This window comes from Micromonospora sp. CPCC 205539, from assembly GCF_036906815.1.
Classification (GTDB): domain Bacteria; phylum Actinomycetota; class Actinomycetes; order Mycobacteriales; family Micromonosporaceae; genus Micromonospora.
In genome coordinates, this window is the sequence record NZ_JBAKHW010000019.1 from 80,065 (window position 1) to 100,701 (window position 20,637).

Below are 20,637 nucleotides of genomic sequence, written 5' to 3' on the forward strand. Positions count from 1 at the left end.
ATCGAGGTCGTCGGTCAACTTGCCACCCCCTTCGTCTCCGTCCCCGACAGCAACTCGGGCGCGATCTGGCGCAGCCGCGCCAGCGCCTTGCTCGTCTGGCTTTTGATCGTGCCGATGGAGCAGGACAGCAGATCGGCTGCCTCGGCCTCGCTGCGGTCCTCGAAGAAGCGCAGCACCAGCACCGCGCGCTGGCGGCGGGTGAGCTGGTCCAACGCGCGGAGCAGGGACAGCTTCAGGTCGCTACGACCGGCATGGTCACTGTCGGGATGGGCCACGTCGGCCAACTCCCCGGGCAGACTCTCGCGGACCCGGGTCCGCCGCCAGCGGCGGACGTGCTGGTGGTACATCGCGACCCGGGTGTACGCCTCGAAGTGCCCGCTGTCCGCGAGCCGACCCAGTGCCCGATGGGTGCGCGCCAGCGCCTCCTGCACCAGGTCCTCGGCCAGGTGCCGGTCGCCGGTCAGGAGGAAGGCACTGCGTTGCAGCGCGGGCGTCCGTGCTCGGACGAACGCACAAAACTCGGCCTCGTCGGCCACCATCGCTCTGCTCCCCGTCATCGGAACATCACCGCAAACCGCCGATCAGCCGCCTGCTAGTAGCAGAACGGCGGCGGGTCGCTCGAATCGATCATGATGCCGAGCTGCTCGCACTCGATGGCGCTGCCCTGTCCCTTGATGCGCCAACCCTGATCGGGGGTGTTCTGGAAGGCGTACAGGCCATCGCCCTTCTGGTTGCGGTCCCACCCGGCGGCCCACCCCCTCCAGCACCTCACCGTGTCCGGGGTGATGCGGTAAGCGTTCGGTAGGCCCGGCACGCGGTCCAGGGTCGCCGCCGTCACCGGGCAGCCGCCGCCGGCCGGCGTCCTCGTCGCGGACGGCGACGGCACCGCGGTCGGTGTCGGCGAAGGCGGGCTGGAAGTGACCGCGGGGGAGCCGGTGGTGGGCGTGGCCGAGGACGGCGCCGAGGCGACCGGCTGACCGTCGGTGCAGCCCGCTGCCGCGCCGGCCACCAGTACGGCGGATACGAGCATGCGAAGCCCAGTGTGGTGACTCATACCTGGTGACAGCCCCCCCGAACGAGAATGGTTGCCGTCCACCAACGAGAATTCTTAGCCGTGCGCGCGGCCGGGAAGGTCGGGGCCATTTATCCGGCTTTGCCGCGAATGGTGCACGACCTGCGGGACCATCACGGCGGTAGCAGACGTCGCGGAGGGATCTCAGGCCATGTTCGACGGGTTCGAGGCGTTCGACATCCCCACGTCGGGGGCGACGATCCACGGTCTCCGTGGCGGAAGCGGCCCACCGGTCCTCCTCCTGCACGGCATCCCCGAGACACACCTCATGTGGCACCGCGTGGCGCCGCGGCTCGCCGAGAGGTACACCGTGGTCGTCACCGATCTGCGGGGCTGGGGCGCCAGCGGCAAACCGCCGAGCACCCCGGATCACGAGCCGTACAGCATGCGGGCGATCGCCCGCGACCAGATCGAGGTCATGCGGAGCCTGGGCTTCGATCAGTTCCGACTCGTCGGCCACGATCGAGGCGCGCGGTGCGCCTACCGTCTGGCGCTCGACGCCCCCGACGTGGTCACGCGCCTCGCCGTCATGGACGTCGTTCCGGTCGGCGACGTGTACGACCGTGCCGACAAGGCGTTCAGCCTCTCCTACTGGGTCTGGTCCTTCCTCTCGGCCCCGGAGCCGGTGCCCGAGCAGTTCATCGGCGCGGCACCCGCCGTACTCGTCGACTTCATGCTCGGCACCTGGCCGGTCGTGAAAGATGCGTTCCCGGCCGAGGTGCGCGCCGCGTACGTCAAGCAGTTCGGCGATCCCGCGACCGTCCACGCGATCTGCGAGGAGTTCCGCGCGGCCGCGACCGTGGACTACCAGCAGGACGAGGCGGAGCGAGGCAATCGGAAGATCACCTGCCCCGTCCTGTTCCTCTGGAGCCAGGAGGGTCAGGTCGCGAAGCTCTACGACGATCCGCTCGGGATCTGGCGGGAATGGGCCGATGACGTGCGCGGCGGGCCGATTCCGGTGGGGCACTTCATCCCCGAAGAGGCACCCGACGAGACTGCACGGCAGCTACTCGATTTTCTGCCGTAGAAGAGAAGGGCTTCCGTGCCGACCTACCGCCACCCGGGCACCATCATCACCGACCACACCTTCCCGGTGCCGCTGGACCACACGGACCCGGCCGGAGAGCACATCGAGGTGTACGCCCGCGAGGTCGTCGCCGCCGGCAAGGAGCACGAGGCGCTGCCCTGGCTGCTCTTCCTCCAGGGCGGCCCCGGTGGGCGCTCGCCGCGTCCGGTGGGCCGGGACGGCTGGCTGGACCGGGCGCTGGACGACTACCGGGTGCTGCTGCTCGATCAGCGAGGCACCGGCCGCTCCACGCCCGCCGACCGGCACACGCTGCCGCTACGCGGCGACGCGACCGAGCAGGCCCGGTACCTGACGCACTTCCGGGCCGACTCGATCGTCCGCGACTGCGAGCTGATCCGCCGGAACCTCCTCGGCGAGGACGGGCGGTGGAGCCTGCTCGGCCAGAGCTACGGCGGCTTCTGCACGCTCACCTACCTGTCGTACGCGCCGCAGGGCATCCGCGAGGCCTTCGTGACCGGCGGGCTCCCCGCTCTGCGCAGCACCCCGCAGGAGGTCTACCGGGCCGCCTATCCGCGAGTACAGCGCAAGGTCGAGGCGCACTACGCGCGCTACCCGGAGGACGTCGGGACCGTCCGCGCACTCGTCCGGCACCTGCGGGAACGGGAGGTACGGCTGCCCGGCGGCGGGCTGCTGAGCGTCGAGGCGTTCCAGGCGATCGGCATGCTGCTGGGCACCGGCAGTGGTTCGCACACCCTGCACTACCTGCTCGAGGACGCCTTCCTGCCGGGAGTGTCCACCGACCGGCTCTCCGACTCGTTCCTCGTCGAGGTTGAGCGTCAGCTCTCGTACGCGGGCCGTCCGCTCTTCACGGTGCTGCACGAGTCGATCTACGGCCAGCGTTCGGTGACACCCGAGGCCACCGGGTGGGCGGCCGAGGCGGTGCGTGCCGAGTTCGGGCAGTTCAATGCCGACCGGGCGTTGGCGGAGAACAGGCCGGTGCTGTTGACCGGCGAGATGATCTACCCGGGAATGTTCGTCGACGATCCGGCGCTGGCACCGCTCCGCGAGACCGCCGAGCTGCTGGCGCGGCACACGGACTGGCCGGACCTGTACGACCCGCAACAGTTGGCCCGCAACGAGGTGCCGGTCGCCGCCGCCGTCTACCACGACGACATGTACGTCGACACCGACGGCTCGTTGGCCACGGCGCGATCCGTCCGCGGCCTGCGCACCTGGGTCACCAACGAGTACGAGCACGACGGCCTGCGGGTGAGCGGCGGCCGCGTCCTCGACCGACTGATCCGGATGGTCCGCGGCGAGGTGTGAGGGGCCCGGCCGCCCACGAATTGAGCTGTCGGTCAGGTCGATGACCGCTGAGAATGACCGCCATGGCGAAAGAACGCGTGCTGGCGAAGGTGGAGGCCGACCTGCGCCGCGGGCACGTGCACCCCGCGATGCAGCGACTGGCGAGCCTCACCGCCGCGTACCCCGATGATGGTGACCTGCGGGCCCGGCGTGCCGCGCTCTATCGGCAGGTGGGCAACCTGGCCGAGGCCGGGCGCTGGGGGTTTCTCAGCGAGGACGTCACGGCCGAGGAGGTCGCCGCCTTCGAAAGGTCCTACCCGCGGGTCTGGTCGCGTCTGCTCGTCCTGAAATTGCACGCCGACCCCACCGACAGGCTCGGACCGACGGCGGGCGCGCGATTCGCTCGGCTGGTCGAGCAGGCCAACGAGGAAGGCCCGGCCCCGGTCGACTGGACCGAGGTGGGCCCCCGGCCGCAGGCGCCCGGCTCCTGGCGCGACGAGGTGCCCTGCCTGTTGGCGGCGGTGCTCGGCCTGCTCGGCCTCGCCCTGGCCGGTGTCGGGCTGGTCACCGTGCTCCGCTGGGCCCTCTGACCTGGCCGACCCGGTGGACCGGTGGCAGCTCACTAGTGCGCCGGGGCCGGCTGCTCCCGCCCAGCCGGCCCTGTCGCTTGATCAGGCAGGTCCCTGGTCGCTGACCGCGAACCCGGTGACCGGCCCGCCCTGGCTGCGGTCGTCGACGTGCAGCCCGTGGAACGAGTCGAAGGTCAGTGGACCGTCGGCGGTCACGACCCGGTAGTTGCGGCGGCCCTGGCTGTCCCTCTCCTCGGTCCGGACGAAGCGGAACAGCTGACCCTGCGCCGCGGGGTCGCAGTCGGCGACCACGAGGGTCGGTGGCCCGTCGGCGTGCCGCTGGACCCCGACGCACGAGTCGTCGGCGAAGGCCGCCTTGATCCGGTGGCGGGCACCGGACGGGACGAGGACGAAGACGCTGCGCTCCGTCAGCTGAACGTTGCCGATGACCTTCCCGTCGGCCCCGACGACGAGGTAGGCCGGCCACCCCGACTCCATCGAGATGGCGACCTTCCGTGTGCCCGAGAAGACGTCACCGCGTGGTGCCGTCGGGGCCGGCGAAGACGAGGTCGGCGATGCCGGCGCTGGCGGTCCCGACGGACGCGTCGCCACCGGGACGGTCGGTGCTGCGGCGGGACCGTCGCCGACCGGACTGGCGCAGGTCTGCGTGCCGAGCGTGAGGGCGGTGACTGCGGCGATGAGGCCGGTGCGGATCACAGGTTCCTCCATGGACGTCGGTGGGAATCCTTCGTTGGGAACACGCGGCGCGGTCGTCGACGATTGCGGGAAGTCTGTGCAATACGCACCCCGACCTGCGCGTGTCTGTAGTGAGTGATCCGTGACCGCAGGAGGTGCCGTGCGAGGCGACCAGCCGGATGACCGCGCCGCCTTCGACCGGTTCTTCCAGACCTGGTACGGCCGGGTCACCGCGCAGATCCACGCGTACCTCGGTGACCGGGCCGAGGCCGAGGACGTGAGCCAGGAGGCGTTCCTGCGGGCCTGGCAGAGATGGCCGGACGTCGCCGCGTACGAGGATCCGGTGGCGTGGGTCCGTCGGGTGGCCTGGAACCTCGCCACCAGCAGGCTTCGCCGGCTCACCGTCGCGGCCCGCGTTCTGCGCCGCCAGCCCCTGGTGGCGCCCGTGCCAGCGGTCGACCCGAATCATGTCGCGTTGGTCGCTGCCCTGCGCACGCTGCCCGAACGGCAGCGCCGGGTGATCGTGCTGCACTACATCGCCGACCTGCCGACCGCCGAGATAGCCGTCTCCCTGGGCGTCGCGCAGGGGACGGTGCTGTCCTGGCTGCACCGTGGGCGGGCGAAGCTGGCGGACCATCTGAGCGAAACATCGAGCGGAGAGGCGGTGACGTCATGACATCCACGGAGCCGGATTCCGGTCGAGACGATGCCGCCGCGTTTCTGCTGAGGTCGTACGCCGACGGCGGTCACCTGACGTTCACCGCGCCCTCGCCCGACGTGATCGTGCATCGGGCGCGGCGTCGCGCCACCACGAAGATGGCGCTGTCCCTCGCGGCGGTGGTGGCGGTCGCCGCAGGTGGCGTCGCGGCGATCAACGCGATTCAGCCCGACGCGGACCGGAGCCCACCGATCATCGGCCCTCCCTCACCATCGGAGACCGCTCCCGCCCCGCCCCCGTCACCGACCCCGTCGGCGACGACCTCGCCCCCGGCGCCGCCACCTTCGTCAGGCTCGCGGTCGTCGTCGCCGAAGGGCACACCGACCGGGACCGGCAGCGCCGTGGCGCCGTTGAGCGTGCGCGGCGTCGACTGGGAGAACACCACGATCACGATCTCCGCGTCGACGGGCGACACGTGCCTGACCGGCAGGATCCGGTTCGTCGACGGCATCGGAGGCACGCCCGGCGATGCGCCGCACATCGCGATCCGCTCGGCCTACGACGACGGCGCCGCGACCTTCGGGGACCTCAACGGCGACGGCCGCGACGAAGCGGTGGTGTGGGCGTCCTGCATGGCGGGTGCCGGTGACGAGGACGGCTCTGGTCAGCTCCTGGTCGTCACCGGGCGCAGCGGTCGTCTGGTCGGCAGTTGGGTCGGCACGGTGGCCGAGGTGGTCGACGACATCAAGATCACCGACGAACGGCTGACCATCGCCTCGACCAAGAAGTACACCGAGAACTCGGTGGAGCGCACCTACCGCTGGACGGGGACCCGCTACGAGCGGGCCTGAGGTTCCCTCCGTAGCGGGCTTGCACGCATCGGGCGTTCTGGAGCGAACCGGGCGCACGCGCCGGATATACCCCCTAGCGTCACGGGGGCGGGGGACCGCCACCGCCCCGCCGGCTCGCCGGCGGGCACGCCCGACCGGAGGGGGAACCGCAGATGGCCCGCGTCGACACCGTGCTCCTGCCGGAGCTGGACGGACCGGTGCCGGCGACGCTGCCGAGCGCCCTGGGACTGCTGAGTGTGGCCCTCGGCGCGGGTGCCCTGGCCGCGCCCGGGCCCATCGCGCGGCTGACCGGGCTGGACGACTCCCCGGTGGCGCGGGCCGTGCTCCTCGGCGTCGGCGTGCGGGAGGTGGCCAACGCCGTCGGCCTGCTCAGCGGCCGTCGACCCGCCGGCTGGGCGTGGACGCGGGTGGCCGGCGACGTGATGGACCTGACCCTGCTCGGCCGGGCCCTGGCCGACCGCGGGGGTGAACGACGACGCCGGGTCGCGCTGACCACCCTCGCGATCGCCGGTGTCACCGCCGTCGACGTGCTCTCCGCCGTACGGATCGGGCAGGCGCGACGGGCCCGGGCCCGCGTCATCCGCATGCAGGTCGCGGTGACGGTGAACCGCTCGCCCGCCGAGGCGTACCGGTTCTGGCGGGACGTGGAGAACCTGCCCCGGTTCATGGCGCATCTGGAGTCGGTGCGCGCCGACGACCTGCGCCGCTCGCACTGGGTCGCGCACGGCCCGGTGGGTCGACGCGTCGAGTGGGACGCCGAGATCATCGATGACCAGCCGAACACGTCGATCACCTGGCGCTCGCTGCCCGGCACCCGGGTGCCCAACGCCGGGCGGGTCCGGTTCGTGCCCGCCCCGGGCGACCGGGGCACCGAGGTGCGCGTGGAGCTGCGCTACGCGCCACCGGCCGGCGCGCTCGGCCGGGTCGTGGCGAAGCTCTTCGGCGAGGAGCCGGAGCAGCAGGTCCGTGACGACCTACGCCGGTTCAAGCAGGTGTTGGAGACCGGCGAGGTGGTCCGCTCCGAGGGCAGCCCGAACGGCATCTCCGTCCGCCAGCAGGTCATGCAGCGCCCAGCGCAGCCCCTGCCCGCGTTCCGCCGCTGACCACGACCCGACCAGGGAGGACCGACGATGAGAGCCACCGCCTGGATGGGCACCGACCGCGTCAAGGTGATCGACGTACCGGACCCGAGGATCATGAACGCCCGGGACGCGATCGTCCGGGTCAGCACCACCGCGATCTGCGGCTCCGACCTGCACCTCTACCACGGCTACATCCCCGGGATGCGCAAGGGCGACATCCTCGGCCACGAGTTCATGGGCGAGGTGGTCGAGGTGGGCCCGCAGGTCCGCAACCTCGCGGTCGGCGACCGGGTGGTGGTGCCGTTCCCCATCTCCTGCGGGCACTGCTCGTCCTGCCAGCGCGGCCTCTACTCGGTCTGCGAGAACTCGAACCCGAATGCCGGCATCGCCGAGAAGACCATGGGGCACTCGCCGGCCGGCATCTTCGGCTACTCCCACCTGCTCGGCGGCTACGCCGGCGGCCAGGCCGAGTACGCCCGGGTGCCGTTCGCCGACGTCGGCCCGCTCAAGGTGCCCGACGAGGTCCCCGACGACCAGGCGGTGCTGCTCGCCGACGTCTTCCCGACCGGCTACATGGGCGCCGAGATGTGCGACATCAAACGCGGGCAGGTGATCGCGGTCTGGGGTGCCGGGCCGGTCGGGCTGCTCGCCGCGGCCAGCGCGCGGCTGCTGGGGGCGGAGCGCGTGATCGTCATCGACCGGTTTCCGTACCGGCTGCGGCTCGCGCAGGAGCATCTCGGCGCCGAGACGATCAACTACGAAGAGGCCGACGTGCTGGACACGCTCAACGAGATGACCGCCGGCCGGGGGCCTGACGCGTGCATCGACGCGGTCGGTCTGGAGGGCCATCACGGCAACGCCGCCATGTACGCGTACGACCGCGCCAAGCAGGCGACGCGGACGGAGACGGAACGGCCGTTCGCGCTGCGCCAGGCGATCCTGGCCTGCCGTAGTGGAGGGGTCGTCTCGGTGATCGGCGCGTACGGCGGCTTCGTCGACAAGTTCCCGATGGGCGCGTTCATGAACCGGTCGCTGACCCTGCGGACCGGTCAGTGCCACGTCCAGCGCTACACCCGGCCGCTGCTGGAGCGGATCCAGCGCGGCGAGATCGACCCCAGCTTCATCGTCAGCCACCGGATGCGCCTCGCCGACGCCCCGAAGGGCTACAAGATCTTCCAGAAGAAGCAGGACGACTGTACGAAGGTGCTGCTCACGGTCTGATCGAACCGCGCCCCGCTCGCCGGCGCTTCGGCTAGGGCTGCTCGGGGCGGTGGCGGGCGAACGCGTCGACCTTGCCCCAGCGGCCGGGGATGTCCAGCAGCGCGATCCGCGCGAAGGCGGACGGCAGCGCCGGGTCCACGGCGAGGTGGTCCTCGTGCGGGTTGATGCCGAGCATCGTTCGCAGCAGCAGCAGGGACGCCCCGCTGGACCAGGCCTGCGGGCTGCCGGCGGTCGGGTACCGGACCGGGTACCGGGTGGTGTGGCGGTCGAACCCACCGAACGCCTCGGGCAGTCGACCCTGGAAGTAGGTCGCCGCGCACAGGATGCCCTCGGCGATGCGGCCCGCCTCGCTGGCGAACCCGTACCGGCGCAGACCCCAGGCGATGAACGAGTTGTCGAACGGCCAGACCGTGCCGTTGTGGTAGCCGAGGGGGTTGTAGCGGCTCTGCCCCTCGGCGAGGGTGCGGACGCCCCAGCCGGAGAAGAGCGCCGGACCCATCAGGTGCTCGACGACCCGCGAGGCCCGCTCGGGCGGCACGATGCCGCTCCACAGCAGGTGCCCGATGTTCGAGGCCAGGCTGTCGACCGGCGTGCCGTCACCGTCGAGTGCCAGGGCGTAGTAGCCACGGTCCTCGAGCCAGAAGTCCGTGTTGAAGCGGTTGAACAACGCCGCCGCCTCGCGTTCCAGCCGCTCGGCGTAGTCCGGGTCGCCCCAGAAGGTACGCGCCAGCCGCGCGCCCCGGATCTTGGCGTCGTACGCGTACCCCTGTGTCTCGCAGGTGGCCCGCGGGAAGCCCGGCAGTCTCCCGTCGGCGTAGGAGATGCTGTCCCAGGAGTCCTTCCAGCACTGGTTGTCCAGGCCGGTGGCGTGGTTGCGTCTCTCGTACCAGATGTAGCCCGTGGAGGTCAGGTCCGCGTACTGGTCGATCCACGCCAGAGCCGCGCGAGCCTCCTGCTCCAACTCCATCACCAGCGCCGCGTCGCCGCTCCACCGTTCGTACTCGTCGAGCAGCACCACGAACAGCGGTGAGGCGTCGACCGTGCCGTAGTACGGGGAGTGCGGCTGCTCCTCGAACGCGGCAGACTCGCCGTAGCGCAGCTCGTGCAGGATCCGACCCGGATCCTCCTCCAGCACGTTGTCGTTGCGGGCCCCCTGAAGCGAGGCGAGGATCCGCAGCGTCGGCGGGGTCAGTGACGGCGTGACGGGCAGGGTCTGCAGGCAGGTCAGCAGGCTGTCCCGGCCGAACAGGGTCATGAACCAGGGCAGCCCGGCCGCCGGCACGGTCGCGCCGCCGAGCGAGAGTGGCGCGAAGCGCAGCGCCGCCAGGTCCACGAGGCTGCGGTGGTACACCTGCTGTAGCGCGGTGCTCTCGGTGTCCAGTTTCGGGGCGTCCGCGACCCATGCCTCGACGCTGGCCGGCAGCGTGGACTCGTCCGGCCGTTGCGCCCGCAGGGCGGACCGGAAGTCGAGACCGTCCGGGCGTAGCGCGCGCATGACCACGTGCAACCGGGTGGACCACTGCTCCCCGGGCCGCAGGCGCGCCGAGAACCGGAGCCCGTGCGGGTCGAAGGTGGCCGGCTTGCTCGCCGACACGGAGACCTCACGACGGTACGTGCCGCGCCGGTAGCCCAGACGCAGCTCGTTCGCGTCGACGTGGGTGTAGGGGCTGCCCGCCTTGTCGTGCAGGTCGAACTTGATCTCGAAGATGTCGGCGAAGTCGGCGGCCACCTCGAGCCGTACGTCGAGATCGACGTCCCGCTGACCGTAGTTGAAGATCGTCAGAGACTCGGTCAGGTCCGGGCCGATCCGACGCCGCCGGATCGCCGACACGTCCTCCGCCACGTAGTCGACCGCCCCGCCCGGCACCACGAAGAACGTGACCTCGTAGTACTGGCTGTCGTCCACCGACAGCGCGGTCAGCCGTTGGCCGTTGACGGTGAGCACCCAGCGGGACAGGAACCGGGTGTCGGCGGCGAACAGCCCGACCGGGGTGGCGGGCGACGACTCCACGTCGCCGCTGGCGTCCGACACGATGAAGGTGTTGCCGTCGATGCACGACACGGTGCCCGGGATGTCCCTCATCCCGGAGATCCGCCGTCGGGGTCGGCCCGCTCGGACCGGTCGGGTGTGCGCGGGAACAACCGCCCGATCCGCAGCGCGAGGTTGAGGTCGCCGTCGACCAGGATCTCGCCCCGGGTGATCGCCGCCAGGCCGTTCACCTCGCCCCGCGCCATCGCCTCGGCGACCTGCGCGGACACGCGGATGACCGTCCCGGCGGGAGCGGCGCTCTGCGACACCCGCAGGTCGCCGCGGTCGATGTCCAGCAGCCACTGCTCCAGCCGGTCGCCGTCGCGGATGTCGAACCGCACACTGCCGCAGACCTTGTTGAACCGCGGGTCGTGGCCGGCAGCCGTCAGTCGCTCGAAGAAGGCGCTGGTCGCCGTCATCCCACCTCCCCGGGCGCTGGTAGAGCCCAGGTCGGCTACCCGTTAGGCGGGACTGTTAACTACGGGATCGGCCACTCGTGCACCGGCCGGTTGCTGTGCATCAGCGTCACGTAGTGCCGGACCACCTCGCGCAGCGCCGCCGGCCGGTCCAGGTGGTCGGCGGACTCCAGCCGGTGCAGCGTCTCCACCTGCCAGCTCGCGCCGTTACGGCCGGTCAGGCAGCGCTGTTCGATGATGCCGAGCAGCCGGTCGCGTTCGGCGGGAGCCAGCCCCCACCGGTCCAGACCGTGGTGCGCCATGGGCAGCAGCCGACGCAGCACCAGCTCGGTGACCGGCAGGTAGCCGAGACCGGGCCAGAAGACCTGCGCGTCGATGCCGTGCCGGGCGGCGTTGGTGAAATTCTCCTCCGCGGCGCTGAACGACATCTGCGACCACAGTGGCCGGTCCGATTCGGCCAGGGCCCGGACCAGCCCGAAGTAGAAGGCGCCGTTGGCGATGGTGTCCACCACGGTGGGACCGGCCGGCAGCACCCGATTTTCCACCCGCAGGTGCGGGCGGCCGCGCGACACGTCGTACACCGGGCGGTTCCACCGGTAGACGGTGCCGTTGTGCAGCCGCAGCTCGGCGAGGTTGGGCACCTCGCCGGCGGCCAGCGCCTGCGCCGGGTCCTCCGGGTCACAGACCGGCAGCAGCGCCGGGAAGAAGCGGACGTTCTCTTCGAACAGGTCGAACACGCTGGTGATCCAGCGCTCGCCGAACCACACGCGTGGGCGGACCCCCTGGGCCTTGATCTCCTCCGACCGGGTGTCCGTGGCCTGCTGGAACAGCGGGATGCGGGTCTCGCGCCACAGCTCCCGGCCGAAGAACAGCGGCGCGTTCGCGCCGAGCGCCACCTGGATGCCGGCGATCGCCTGGGCGGCGTTCCAGTAGTCGGCGAACTGGGCCGGGCTGACCTGGAGGTGGAACTGCGTGCTGGTGCAGGCCGCCTCCGGGGTGATCGTGTCGGCGGTCACCGCCAACCGTTCCACCCCACTGATGGAGATCGGCAGATCCTCACCTCGGGCGGCGAAGATCTGCTCGTTGAGCAGCTTGTAGCGAGGGTTGGCCGACAGCGTCTCCGCGGTCAGGTGCTCCGGCCGCAGCGTCGGCAGGATGCCGATCATCACCATGTGCGCGCCGATCGAGCGCGCCTTCTGCTCGGCGGCGTTCAGGCTGGCCCGGACGGTCTCCTCGAATTCCGCGGTGCCGACGCCGGTCAGCCGGCGGGGCGCCACGTTGATCTCGACGTTGAACTGGCCCAGCTCGGTCTGGAAGCTCGGGTCGGCGATGGCCGCCAGCACGTCGGCGTTGCGCATTGCCGGGTTCGAGTGCTCGTCGACCAGGTTGAGCTCGATCTCCAAACCGGTCATCGGCCGGTCGATGTCGAACCGCGCCTCGCGCAGCATCTCGGCGAAGACGTCCAGACAGCGGCGGACCTTCTCGCGGTAGCGGGCTCGATCCTCCCGGCTGAAGGTGCGTACGTCGACTTCCTCGCCCATGGTCACCGCCCTGTCACCGCTGGCTCCCCCTAACCTCGCACGGCCCGGCGGGCGGGGGAAGACCCGATGGTCTTTTCCTACCCAGCCGGCCCGTCCCGCTACCATTGCGGCCCGAGAGGTGGTGGCGGAGGTTATGCGCGAGAAAGTGACGGGGCTGTTCGTCGCGGCGGCGATCGCCGAGGCGTGCTCCTGGCTGGCCCTGCTGGTCGGCATGGCGGTCAAGTATGGGCCGCCCGGCAACGAGCTGGGCGTCAAGATCTTCGGCCCGATCCACGGCGGCCTGTTCATCGCGTACGCCGTGCTGGTGCTCGCCGTGGCGCGCCTGCGCCGGTGGAGTCTGCCGGCCACGGTGGTGGCGCTGGCCTGCGCGGTGCCGCCGTTCGCCACGCTGGCCTTCGAGCGCTGGGCCCGCCGTCGGGGGATGCTCGGCGCCGACCGGCAACCGGCCCGCGAGCCCGCCCCCGTCGGCTGACCCGCCGCCGGTCGAGCTGACCGCTCAGTCGGCGAGGAAGTCGCCCAGGACGGCGGCCAACTCCTCCGGGGCCTCCTCGGCCAGGTGATGGCCCGAGTCGATCGAGGTGGCCCGCACGTCGTCGGCCCACTCCCGCCAGATCGCCACCGGGTCGCCGTGCAGCTCCACCCTGTCGTCGCGTTCGGCCCAGACGAACAGCACCGGGCAGCCGATCCGCCGCCCGGCGGCCCGGTCCGCGTCGTCGGCCGCCCGGTCCGGGCCCAGGCCGGCCCGGTAGTCCTCGCACATGGCGTGCACCGTCGCCGGGTCGTGGATCGCGCGCGAGTAGTCCGCGTACGCCTCCTCGCCCATCTCGGCGGGGGAGCCGCCGTACCACGCGTCCGGATCCGCGTTGATCACCCGTTCCGCCGGCTTGTCGGTCTGGCCGAGGAAGAACCAGTGCCACCAGCGGGACGCGAACCGGGCGTCGGCGGTGTCCAATGCGGCGCCGATCGGGATCCCGTCGAGCACCCCGAGTCGGCTCACCCGGGCCGGGTGGTCCAGCGCGGTACGCATCGCCGCGTACGCCCCGCGGTCGTGGCCGACCACTGCGGCCCGCCGGTGGCCCAGCGCGTCGAGTAGCGCGACCACGTCGTGGGCCATCGCCCGCTTGGCGTACGCGGAGTGGTCGGCGGTCTCCACCGGTTTCGTCGAGCCGCCGTAACCGCGCAGGTCGGGGCAGATGACCGTGTGCCGCTCGGCGAGCAGCGGTGCCACCCGATGCCAGGTGGCGTGCGTGCGCGGATGACCGTGCAGCAGCACCACCGGTGGACCGGACCCGCCGTGCCGCACCCGCAGGCGCACCGGGCCGACGTCGATCTCCTCGAGCGTGAATCCGGGGAACATGCCCGTGCCGGTGCCCGCCGGGCCCGGCCCGGAAACCCGGTCAGGTCAGCGCGGAGCAGGCCACCACGCCAGCGAGCAGCAGCGCGCCCAGCATCGCCTGCAACAGCAGCGGCGGGCCGAGGTGCGACCAGAGCGTCGCGGTACGCGGCGTGAGCAACTGCCCGGTGGTGATATTGACGATCCGCTCGATCCGGGGCGGCAGCTCCGGGTCGCGCTGCGGGCGCAGGGTGAGCTGCACGTGGTCCGCCGGGTGCAGGGCGCTCTGCGGCAGGTGGCCGTGCAACTCCACCTCGCAGAGCTGGCCGGCCGTGTTGCGCAGCCGCACCGGGGTGACCAGGTATTCCGGGCCCTGCTTCAACTCCTTCCAGCGCCGCCTGGTGCCACCGCCGCCGGCGGAGAACACCGTGCGCAGCAGCAGGGCGGGCAGCAGGGCGATCCCCGCCGCGGCGAGCACCCCGACCAGCACCGGTTGGCCGATCCGAACTTCGCGGGTGTAGCCGTCGAGCAGGCGAATCAGGCGCCCTGTGACGATCCGCTCCGTCGGGTGCGTGATCCGTCGGGTATCGAGTCCGCTGTCCATAACCACCACCGAGAGTCCGCTTGTGTTCACTGATCGTATCGACGTCCTCGGTTGAACGACGTGAATGAAACCTGGTCACGGGCTCACGCTCACGAGGTGACATCCCGGAAGGCCGGGGTAAGCGGGGGGCCGAGCTGGAAAGGGGTCGAGCATGCAGCTGTCCTTCCTGCGCCCGCTCTACGACCGACCCGGGCCGTGGTGCTCGGTGTATCTGGACGCCTCCGCTGACACGGAGGACGCCAAACCAGCGCTGGACCTGCGCTGGCGTGCCCTGCACGGCCAACTGGCCGAACAGGGGGCGGACGAGGCATCCCTCGCCGCGCTGGACCGGGTGATCCGGGGCCACACCCCGATGGTCGGCGACTACGGGCTGGCGGTCTTCGCCACCCGAGGGCGGGTGGTGCTCTCCGAGTACCTGTCCGCGCCGCCGCTGCGGGACCTGGCGAGCTTCGACGCGTTGCCACACGTGATGCCGCTGCTGGCGCAGCGCGGCGAACAGGTGGCGTGGGTCCGGGTGCTGGCCGACCGTACCGGCGCGGACGCGATGGCCGTCAGCGCCGGCGGGGTGCCCCGCCGGGCGCACATCGCCGGCCGCGACGAGTACCCACTGCGTCGTGCGCGCCCCGGCGGCTGGTCGCAGTCGCGCTACCAGCGAGCCGCCATGGAGGCGTGGCACCAGAACGCCGGCGACGTGACCGCGGCGACCGTGGAACTGGCCGACCGGGTCGGCGCGGACGTGGTGGTGGTGGCTGGTGACGTCCGCGCCACCGGAATGATCGCCGCCCAGATGCCGGAACGTTGGCAGGACCAGGTGGTCCGCACCGATGCCGGCTCGCGGGCCGGCGGCGCCGACCAGACCCTGCTGGACGACCTCACCGTGCAGACCATCGCGGAGGTCGCCGACCAGCGGATCACCGCCGCGCTCGACCGGTTCAACGTGCAGGAGGACGTGGGCGGCGGGCTGAACGCGGTCGTCCTGGCGCTGCAACGCAACCAGGTGGACACCATGCTGATCGTGGACGATCCGTCGGCCAACGGTGAGCTGTGGATCGGCCCGGAGCCGACCGAGATCGCCGTCGACGCGGGGCAGCTGACCGCGATGTCGGTGGCCGACCCGCAACGGGTACGCGCCGACGCGGCGCTGGTCCGGGCCCTGGTCGGCACCGACGCGGAGCTGACCGTGCTCGGCGCGGACGAGGCGCCCGAGCTTATCGACGGAGTCGGCGCGGTGCTGCGCTACGTCGACGCCGGCACCCCGGGGCGCGGCAATGGCTGACCGGAGCGTCGCCGACCTCGTGGTGGAGCGACTGCGGGCCTGGCGGGTGCCGCGCGCCTTCGGCTACCCCGGGGACGCGATCGCCCCGGTGGTCGAGGCGTTGGACCGCTCCGGCGGCGACCCGGCGTTCATCCCGGCCCGACACGAGGAGACCGCCTCGTTCATGGCCACCGGGCACGCCAAGTTCACCGGCGGCATCGGGGTCTGCCTGGCCACCCAGGGGCCCAGCGCGGTGCAGCTGCTCAACGGCCTGTACGACGCCAAGCTGGACAGCAAGCCGGTGGTGGCGATCGTCGGGGAGGACATCTCCGGGCCGCTCGGCGGCGCCCACCAGGAGATCGGGCTGAGCCGGCTCTTCGGCGACGTGTGCAACCAGTTCGTCCGGTACGGCCGCAGCCCCGAGCACGTGTCGGCGCTGCTGGACCAGGCGTTCCGTACGGCGGCGGCGACCCGCAGCCCGGTCTGTGTGGTGCTGCCCCGGCACCTGCAGGAGGCCCTCGTGCCCGACCTGCAGACGAACGTGACCGGCGTGATGTCGGCGACCCCGGGGGAGCCGCTGGCCCGGGTGCTGCCGTACGACGTGGACCTGGATGCCGCCGCGCAGTTGCTCGGCGGGGGCCAGCGCACGGCGATCCTGGTCGGCCAGGGCGGTCGGGGAGCGGCCGACGAGATCATCGAGCTGGCCGACCGACTCGGCGCGGGGGTGGCCACCTCGCTGCTGGGCAAGCCGGTGCTCGACGAGCGGCTGCCGTTCCACACCGGGGTGCTCGGCGAGGTGGGCACCCCGGCCGCGGCGGAGCTGATGGGCGGCTGCGACACGCTGCTGATGGTCGGCACCAACGACCCGTGGACCGACTACTTCCCGATGCCCGGGCAGACCCGGACGGTGCAGATCGACATCGACGGCCGGCGGATCGGCACCCGGTACGCGGTCGACGTGCCCCTGGTCGGCGACGCCGCCGAGACGCTCCGCGCGCTGCTGGCCCGGGTGCCCCAACGGCCCAGCCGGGAGTGGCGCGGCACCGTGGAGACCTCGGTGGACCGGTGGCGGCAGAAGGCGGCCGAGCGGGCCGCCACGCCAGCGGAACCGGTCAACCCGCAACTCGTACTCCAGGAGCTGTCCACGCGGCTGCCGCGCGACGGCGCGGTCGCGGTCGACGTCGGCTCGGTCATCTACTGGTACGCCCGGCACCTCGTCCTGCCACCGGGGGTCAACGCCCAGCTCTGCGGCACACTCGGCTCGATGGGCTGCGCCCTGCCGTACGCGATCGCCGCCAAGCTCGCCGCCCCCGACCAGCCGGTGATCGCGCTGCTCGGTGACGGAGCCATGCAGCGCAACGGCCTCGCCGAGCTGGTCACCATCTCGCACCACTGGCCGGAGTGGCGGGATCCGCGGCTGGTGGTGCTGGTGCTCAACAACCGCGACCAGTCCGGCACGGGCGCCGGCCGGCAGCCGTCGACCGACCCGAGCCGTCGTCGGATCGACGTGCCGTACGCCGGTTGGGCCCGCCTGCTCGGGCTGCACGGCGTCCGGGTGGACCGCCCGGAGCTGGTGGGCGCGGCCTGGGACGAGGCGCTCGCCGCGGACCGGCCGTGCGTCGTGGAGGCGGTGGTCGACCCCGCCGTGTCGCTCGCGCCGCCGGAGCCGGCCTTCGCCGACCTGCGGAGCGTGTACGCCGCCGGGGACGCCGCACGGGGAATCCGAGAGCAGGTGGAACGCGCCGTAACCGTCCAGGACGTCGTTTAGGCGTACGCCAGGAGGGCATCTGTTGGCCCGACGACCCTGGAGGAACCATGCCGCAGCCCACCGACCGCCGATACGGTCCCGCGTCCCTGCCCCGGGCGCGCGGCCCGCTGTCCACGGCCGTGTCCGTGGCCCTGCGACGCCCGCCGCACGACCTGGCGGCCGACCTCGGCGCCGACCTCGACCCGGCTGACCCGCTGACCGACGAGGATCTGCAGCTCACGCTGTTCCTCTGCTACGAACTGCATTACCGGGGCTGGCGCGGGGTGGACGAGAGGTGGGAGTGGCAGCCCAGCCTGCTGGCCCTGCGAGCCCGCGCCGAACGACCCTTCGAGGCGGCGCTGCGCCGGCTGGTCGGCACCCCGTCGGTGCCGCCCGCCGGGGTGCCGGCCGGTCTCGCCGAGCTGGTCGCGGCCGACGACGGGCCGCCGCTGGCCGCCACGCTACAGCGCCGTGCCGACCTCGCCCAGTTCCGCGAGTTCGTCACCCACCGCTCGGTCTACCACCTGCGCGAGGCGGACCCGCACAGCTGGGCGCTGCCCCGCCTCGGCGGTCCGGCGAAGGCCGCCCTCGTGGAGATCCAGACCGACGAGTACGGCAACGGCCAACTGGACCGGATGCACGCCGAGCTGTTCCGGCGCACGCTGGACCGGCTCGGGCTGGACACCGACTACGGCGCCCACCTCGACAAGGTGCCGTCGGTGACGCTGGCGACCAACAACCTGATGTCGCTGTTCGGGCTGCACCGACGGCTGCGCGGCGCGCTGCTCGGTCACCTGGCGGCGTTCGAGATGACCTCGTCCGCGCCGAACCGCCGCTACGGTAACGGGCTGCGCCGGCTCGGCCTCGACGAGGTGGCGACCCGCTTCTACGACGAGCACGTGGAGGCCGACGCGGTACACGAGCAGATCGCCGCGCACGACCTGTGTGGCGGCCTGGTCCGCGTCGAGCCCGACCTCGCCGGGGACGTGCTCTTCGGCGCGGCGGCCGCGCTCGCGGTGGACCGGCTGTTCGCCGCGCACCTGCTGGACAGTTGGGCCGCCGGCCGTAGCTCGCTGCGCGCGGACACCCCGCCGACCGTCTCGCTGGCCGTGGCCGCCGCCGCGGCGCCACCGCCCCAACCCGTCACGGCCTGACCGCCCCGCGGCGCGTCCCTCCCCGCGCGTCGATCTTGCACTTGCTGTCGGCGAAACGTCGCTATTGCGGCTCTAGTCCCGACACAAAGTGCAAGATCGGCGGGGTGCCCGACACAAAGTGCAAGATCGGCGGGGTGCCCGACACAAAGTGCAAGATCGGCGGGGAGTCGGGCGCCGGTGCGCCCAGGATCAGTGCTCTCGGGCGGTGCCCGCGCGGAAGTTGACCGCCTTGTGGGTGCCGTCGCAGAACGGCTTGAGCGCCGACTTGCCGCACCGGCACAGCGCCACCGTGCCCCGACGCGCGTCGATCGTCTCGCCGTCCGGGGTCAGCAGGGCGAAGTCACCGCGGACCAGCAGCGGTCCGTCCTGGTACGGGGTGATCGTGGCAGCAGCGGGCTCGCTGGCGTCGTCGGTGCGCATAGGCCCGGAAGTGCCCGCCCTGGCCTCGCCGAAACCCCGCGTGGGTGATGACCCGTTTGAACCCCATCGGGACGGGAAGCCGGGCCGCGTGGTGAGCGAACGAGGCAAGGTGGGGCCGGTGCACAAGGTGCACAAGGGGCTCGCGGCCGAGGGCGCCGGTCTGGCCGGCGACCGGGTCGTGGCGGCGGGCAGCGCCGCCCGGGTCCTGGTCGCCGCCACCGCCCGGGCGCTGCGCGGGCTGGACTGCGCCGACCTCGGGCACCCCGGGCCGGTGTCGCGCTTCCCCGGGGCCCCGGAGCCGGTCCGCCGCGCCGCGGTCACCCGGGCCGCCGGCCGGGTCGCGCTCACCGTCGCTCAGGTCGATGAGGTGGACGCCGCCCGGGTCGCCCGCTGGTTCGTCGAGCAGTACCCCCGCCAGCGCTACCCCGGTGTCCTGCTCGGCTCCCCGCACGGCGCGACGGCGCACCTCGCGATGGCCCTCGGGGTGCCGTGGCTGCCCGCCGGCTTCGAGATGACCGTGCACTGGACCGACGGCGCCGTGGACCGCCCCGGCGCGGCCCTGGAGCACGGCGCGGCGCTCGCACCGCGGCTGCTCGCCGGGAACGCCGACCTGCACCTGCGCCAGGTGCACTGCCCCGCCAGCCGCGGGTCGCTGGCGGGGGCGACCGTCTCCCTCGCGGCCCGCTGGCGGGCGCTACCGGCGGCGTACGCGCAGTTCCTGGCCGACCGGCTGCTCCCCGGAGCCCCGGTGCTGCTGCTGCGTGACGTACGGACCTGGCCGGTGCTGGAGCGCGGCGCGGGGCACGACTTCCAGATGGGCTGCCCGGGCAGCGGGCTGGACCCGGTGGACTTCCACCCGGACAGCCACGCGCTGCGGCAGGTGCTGCGCTCCGCCGGCGGGGACGCCGCCCGTTGGCAGCCGCCGGAGGTGTCCGCCACCGCGGGCTACGCCGAGCACGGCGTCGACTCGGGCTTCGAGCTGACCACGCGGCACTGGGCGGCCAGCCGGGAGCATCCGATGCACCGGGTCCTGGTCCCGCGACCGGCGGCGCTGAGCGCGGCGGTGGCCGACCTCTACCGGGGTTGGCTGCGCGCGGCCGGCAAGACCGGTGACCGGTTGGTGGTGGAGTGCGGCCGGTTGCTCGATCCGTGGCAGGTGGTGCGGGCGGGGCTGGTGCCGTACTGGTGTGAGAACGCCACCCGGCGCGCGGTCGACGAGGCCGAGTGGTGGCTGGCCGGCAGCGAGGCGTTCAGCTCGGTGGACGTGCTGCCCGAACCACCCGGCGTGCGCTCACCCGCCCTCGCGGGTCTGCCCCAGTGGCTGGCGGTGGCCGGGTTCGGCCGGCGGCGCCGGGCGCTGGACCGGACGGCGGCCCGGGGCTACCCGGTGACCTCGGTGCCCACCCGGCGAGCCACCGAGGTGCTGCGCACCCAGCCGTACGACCTGCCCGCTCCGCCCCCTCTGGGGGTCGACGAAGCCCTGGCAGTGCTCCGCGACAGCGGCGGCAACCAGGGGTTGTTGGTCTCCTGAGGCGGAGCCCGGCGAAACATCCTCGCGAACCCGGGGTCCCGTGATTGAGTACCTACGGAGCGGGAACATCGCTGACTGCGACGGCCTGATTGCCCTGCGCAGAGGCGGTGTCGCCCGCTGGCATCC

At 72.3% G+C, this 20,637-nt stretch carries 21 protein-coding genes; 12 read left to right on the forward strand and 9 right to left on the reverse strand.

Annotation, left to right across the window (positions count from 1 at the left end):
- Positions 1–14: 14 nt before the first annotated feature.
- Both V6V47_RS18435 and V6V47_RS18440 read right to left on the reverse strand, forming a co-directional pair.
- On the reverse strand, positions 15–557 hold the full coding sequence (locus tag V6V47_RS18435) for a SigE family RNA polymerase sigma factor (protein ID WP_334629503.1): 543 nt from the start codon (positions 555–557) through the stop codon (positions 15–17).
- 35 nt (positions 558–592) lie between these two features.
- Entirely contained in the window at positions 593–1,030 is a 438-nt protein-coding gene (locus V6V47_RS18440) for a hypothetical protein (RefSeq protein ID WP_334629504.1), read from the reverse strand.
- Between the two features lie 193 nt (positions 1,031–1,223).
- On the opposite strand from V6V47_RS18440, the gene V6V47_RS18445 reads away from it, so the two are divergent.
- The 3 genes from V6V47_RS18445 (at position 1,224) to V6V47_RS18455 (ending at position 3,994) form a co-directional block, all read left to right on the forward strand.
- Positions 1,224–2,099 (forward strand): alpha/beta fold hydrolase, encoded by an 876-nt coding sequence (locus V6V47_RS18445; protein WP_334629505.1) that lies wholly within the window; start codon positions 1,224–1,226, stop codon positions 2,097–2,099.
- 15 nt (positions 2,100–2,114) lie between these two features.
- Positions 2,115–3,425, forward strand: coding sequence for an alpha/beta fold hydrolase (locus V6V47_RS18450; RefSeq protein WP_334629506.1), 1,311 nt, complete (start codon positions 2,115–2,117; stop codon positions 3,423–3,425).
- A gap of 62 nt (positions 3,426–3,487) precedes the next feature.
- A complete protein-coding gene (locus V6V47_RS18455; protein WP_334629507.1) occupies positions 3,488–3,994 on the forward strand; it encodes a DUF6584 family protein in 507 nt (168 codons plus the stop codon).
- Positions 3,995–4,075: 81 nt separating this feature from the next.
- On the opposite strand, the gene V6V47_RS18460 is transcribed toward V6V47_RS18455, so the two are convergent.
- Positions 4,076–4,702 carry a hypothetical protein gene (locus V6V47_RS18460; RefSeq protein WP_334629508.1) on the reverse strand — a complete coding sequence of 209 codons (627 nt, stop codon included), beginning with the start codon at positions 4,700–4,702 and terminating at the stop codon, positions 4,076–4,078.
- A gap of 127 nt (positions 4,703–4,829) precedes the next feature.
- On the opposite strand from V6V47_RS18460, the gene V6V47_RS18465 reads away from it, so the two are divergent.
- The 4 genes from V6V47_RS18465 to V6V47_RS18480 all read left to right on the forward strand — a co-directional run bounded on the left by V6V47_RS18465 (position 4,830) and on the right by V6V47_RS18480 (position 8,481).
- On the forward strand, positions 4,830–5,345 hold the full coding sequence (locus V6V47_RS18465) for an RNA polymerase sigma factor (RefSeq protein ID WP_334629509.1): 516 nt from the start codon (positions 4,830–4,832) through the stop codon (positions 5,343–5,345).
- Complete coding sequence (locus tag V6V47_RS18470; RefSeq protein WP_334629510.1) at positions 5,342–6,178, forward strand: hypothetical protein; 837 nt, start codon at positions 5,342–5,344, stop codon at positions 6,176–6,178. The genes V6V47_RS18465 and V6V47_RS18470 overlap by 4 nt, the downstream gene beginning before the upstream one ends.
- Before the next feature lie 152 nt (positions 6,179–6,330).
- Positions 6,331–7,281, forward strand: coding sequence for an SRPBCC family protein (locus V6V47_RS18475; protein ID WP_334629511.1), 951 nt, complete (start codon positions 6,331–6,333; stop codon positions 7,279–7,281).
- A gap of 27 nt (positions 7,282–7,308) precedes the next feature.
- Positions 7,309–8,481 (forward strand): zinc-dependent alcohol dehydrogenase, encoded by a 1,173-nt coding sequence (locus V6V47_RS18480; protein ID WP_334629512.1) that lies wholly within the window; start codon positions 7,309–7,311, stop codon positions 8,479–8,481.
- A 31-nt stretch (positions 8,482–8,512) separates the two neighbouring features.
- Here the strand turns inward: V6V47_RS18480 and V6V47_RS18485 are convergent, their stop codons facing one another.
- From V6V47_RS18485 to V6V47_RS18495, 3 genes are read right to left on the reverse strand one after another with little or no spacing between them, the layout of a single operon-like run.
- On the reverse strand, positions 8,513–10,555 hold the full coding sequence (locus V6V47_RS18485) for an amylo-alpha-1,6-glucosidase (protein ID WP_334629570.1): 2,043 nt from the start codon (positions 10,553–10,555) through the stop codon (positions 8,513–8,515).
- 5 nt (positions 10,556–10,560) lie between these two features.
- The gene (locus V6V47_RS18490) at positions 10,561–10,929 is read right to left on the reverse strand and encodes an SCP2 sterol-binding domain-containing protein (RefSeq protein ID WP_334629513.1); all 369 of its coding nucleotides are present in this window, start codon (positions 10,927–10,929) and stop codon (positions 10,561–10,563) included.
- 59 nt (positions 10,930–10,988) lie between these two features.
- Positions 10,989–12,467 (reverse strand): glutamate--cysteine ligase, encoded by a 1,479-nt coding sequence (locus tag V6V47_RS18495; protein WP_334629514.1) that lies wholly within the window; start codon positions 12,465–12,467, stop codon positions 10,989–10,991.
- Positions 12,468–12,600: 133 nt separating this feature from the next.
- On the opposite strand from V6V47_RS18495, the gene V6V47_RS18500 reads away from it, so the two are divergent.
- Positions 12,601–12,939, forward strand: a complete 339-nt coding sequence (locus V6V47_RS18500; RefSeq protein ID WP_334629515.1) for a DUF3817 domain-containing protein — start codon at positions 12,601–12,603, stop codon at positions 12,937–12,939.
- A 24-nt stretch (positions 12,940–12,963) separates the two neighbouring features.
- Here the strand turns inward: V6V47_RS18500 and V6V47_RS18505 are convergent, their stop codons facing one another.
- Positions 12,964–13,824, reverse strand: a complete 861-nt coding sequence (locus V6V47_RS18505; RefSeq protein WP_334629516.1) for an alpha/beta fold hydrolase — start codon at positions 13,822–13,824, stop codon at positions 12,964–12,966.
- A gap of 40 nt (positions 13,825–13,864) precedes the next feature.
- Positions 13,865–14,413, reverse strand: coding sequence for a hypothetical protein (locus V6V47_RS18510; protein WP_334629571.1), 549 nt, complete (start codon positions 14,411–14,413; stop codon positions 13,865–13,867).
- A 142-nt stretch (positions 14,414–14,555) separates the two neighbouring features.
- Here V6V47_RS18510 and V6V47_RS18515 point away from each other — a divergent pair, with 142 nt between their 5' ends.
- From V6V47_RS18515 to V6V47_RS18525, 3 genes are read left to right on the forward strand one after another with little or no spacing between them, the layout of a single operon-like run.
- Positions 14,556–15,680, forward strand: a complete 1,125-nt coding sequence (locus tag V6V47_RS18515) for a baeRF2 domain-containing protein (RefSeq protein ID WP_334629517.1) — start codon at positions 14,556–14,558, stop codon at positions 15,678–15,680.
- Complete coding sequence (locus V6V47_RS18520) at positions 15,673–17,427, forward strand: thiamine pyrophosphate-binding protein (RefSeq protein WP_334629518.1); 1,755 nt, start codon at positions 15,673–15,675, stop codon at positions 17,425–17,427. The genes V6V47_RS18515 and V6V47_RS18520 overlap by 8 nt, the downstream gene beginning before the upstream one ends.
- A gap of 47 nt (positions 17,428–17,474) precedes the next feature.
- Positions 17,475–18,560: an iron-containing redox enzyme family protein gene (locus tag V6V47_RS18525; RefSeq protein ID WP_334629519.1), complete on the forward strand. Its 1,086-nt coding sequence runs from the start codon at positions 17,475–17,477 to the stop codon at positions 18,558–18,560.
- 189 nt (positions 18,561–18,749) lie between these two features.
- Here V6V47_RS18525 and V6V47_RS18530 read toward each other — a convergent pair whose 3' ends face one another.
- On the reverse strand, positions 18,750–18,980 hold the full coding sequence (locus V6V47_RS18530) for a CDGSH iron-sulfur domain-containing protein (protein WP_334629520.1): 231 nt from the start codon (positions 18,978–18,980) through the stop codon (positions 18,750–18,752).
- Positions 18,981–19,098: 118 nt separating this feature from the next.
- Between V6V47_RS18530 and V6V47_RS18535 the strand changes: the two genes are divergently transcribed.
- Positions 19,099–20,511, forward strand: coding sequence for a hypothetical protein (locus V6V47_RS18535; protein WP_334629521.1), 1,413 nt, complete (start codon positions 19,099–19,101; stop codon positions 20,509–20,511).
- Positions 20,512–20,637: the final 126 nt, after the last annotated feature.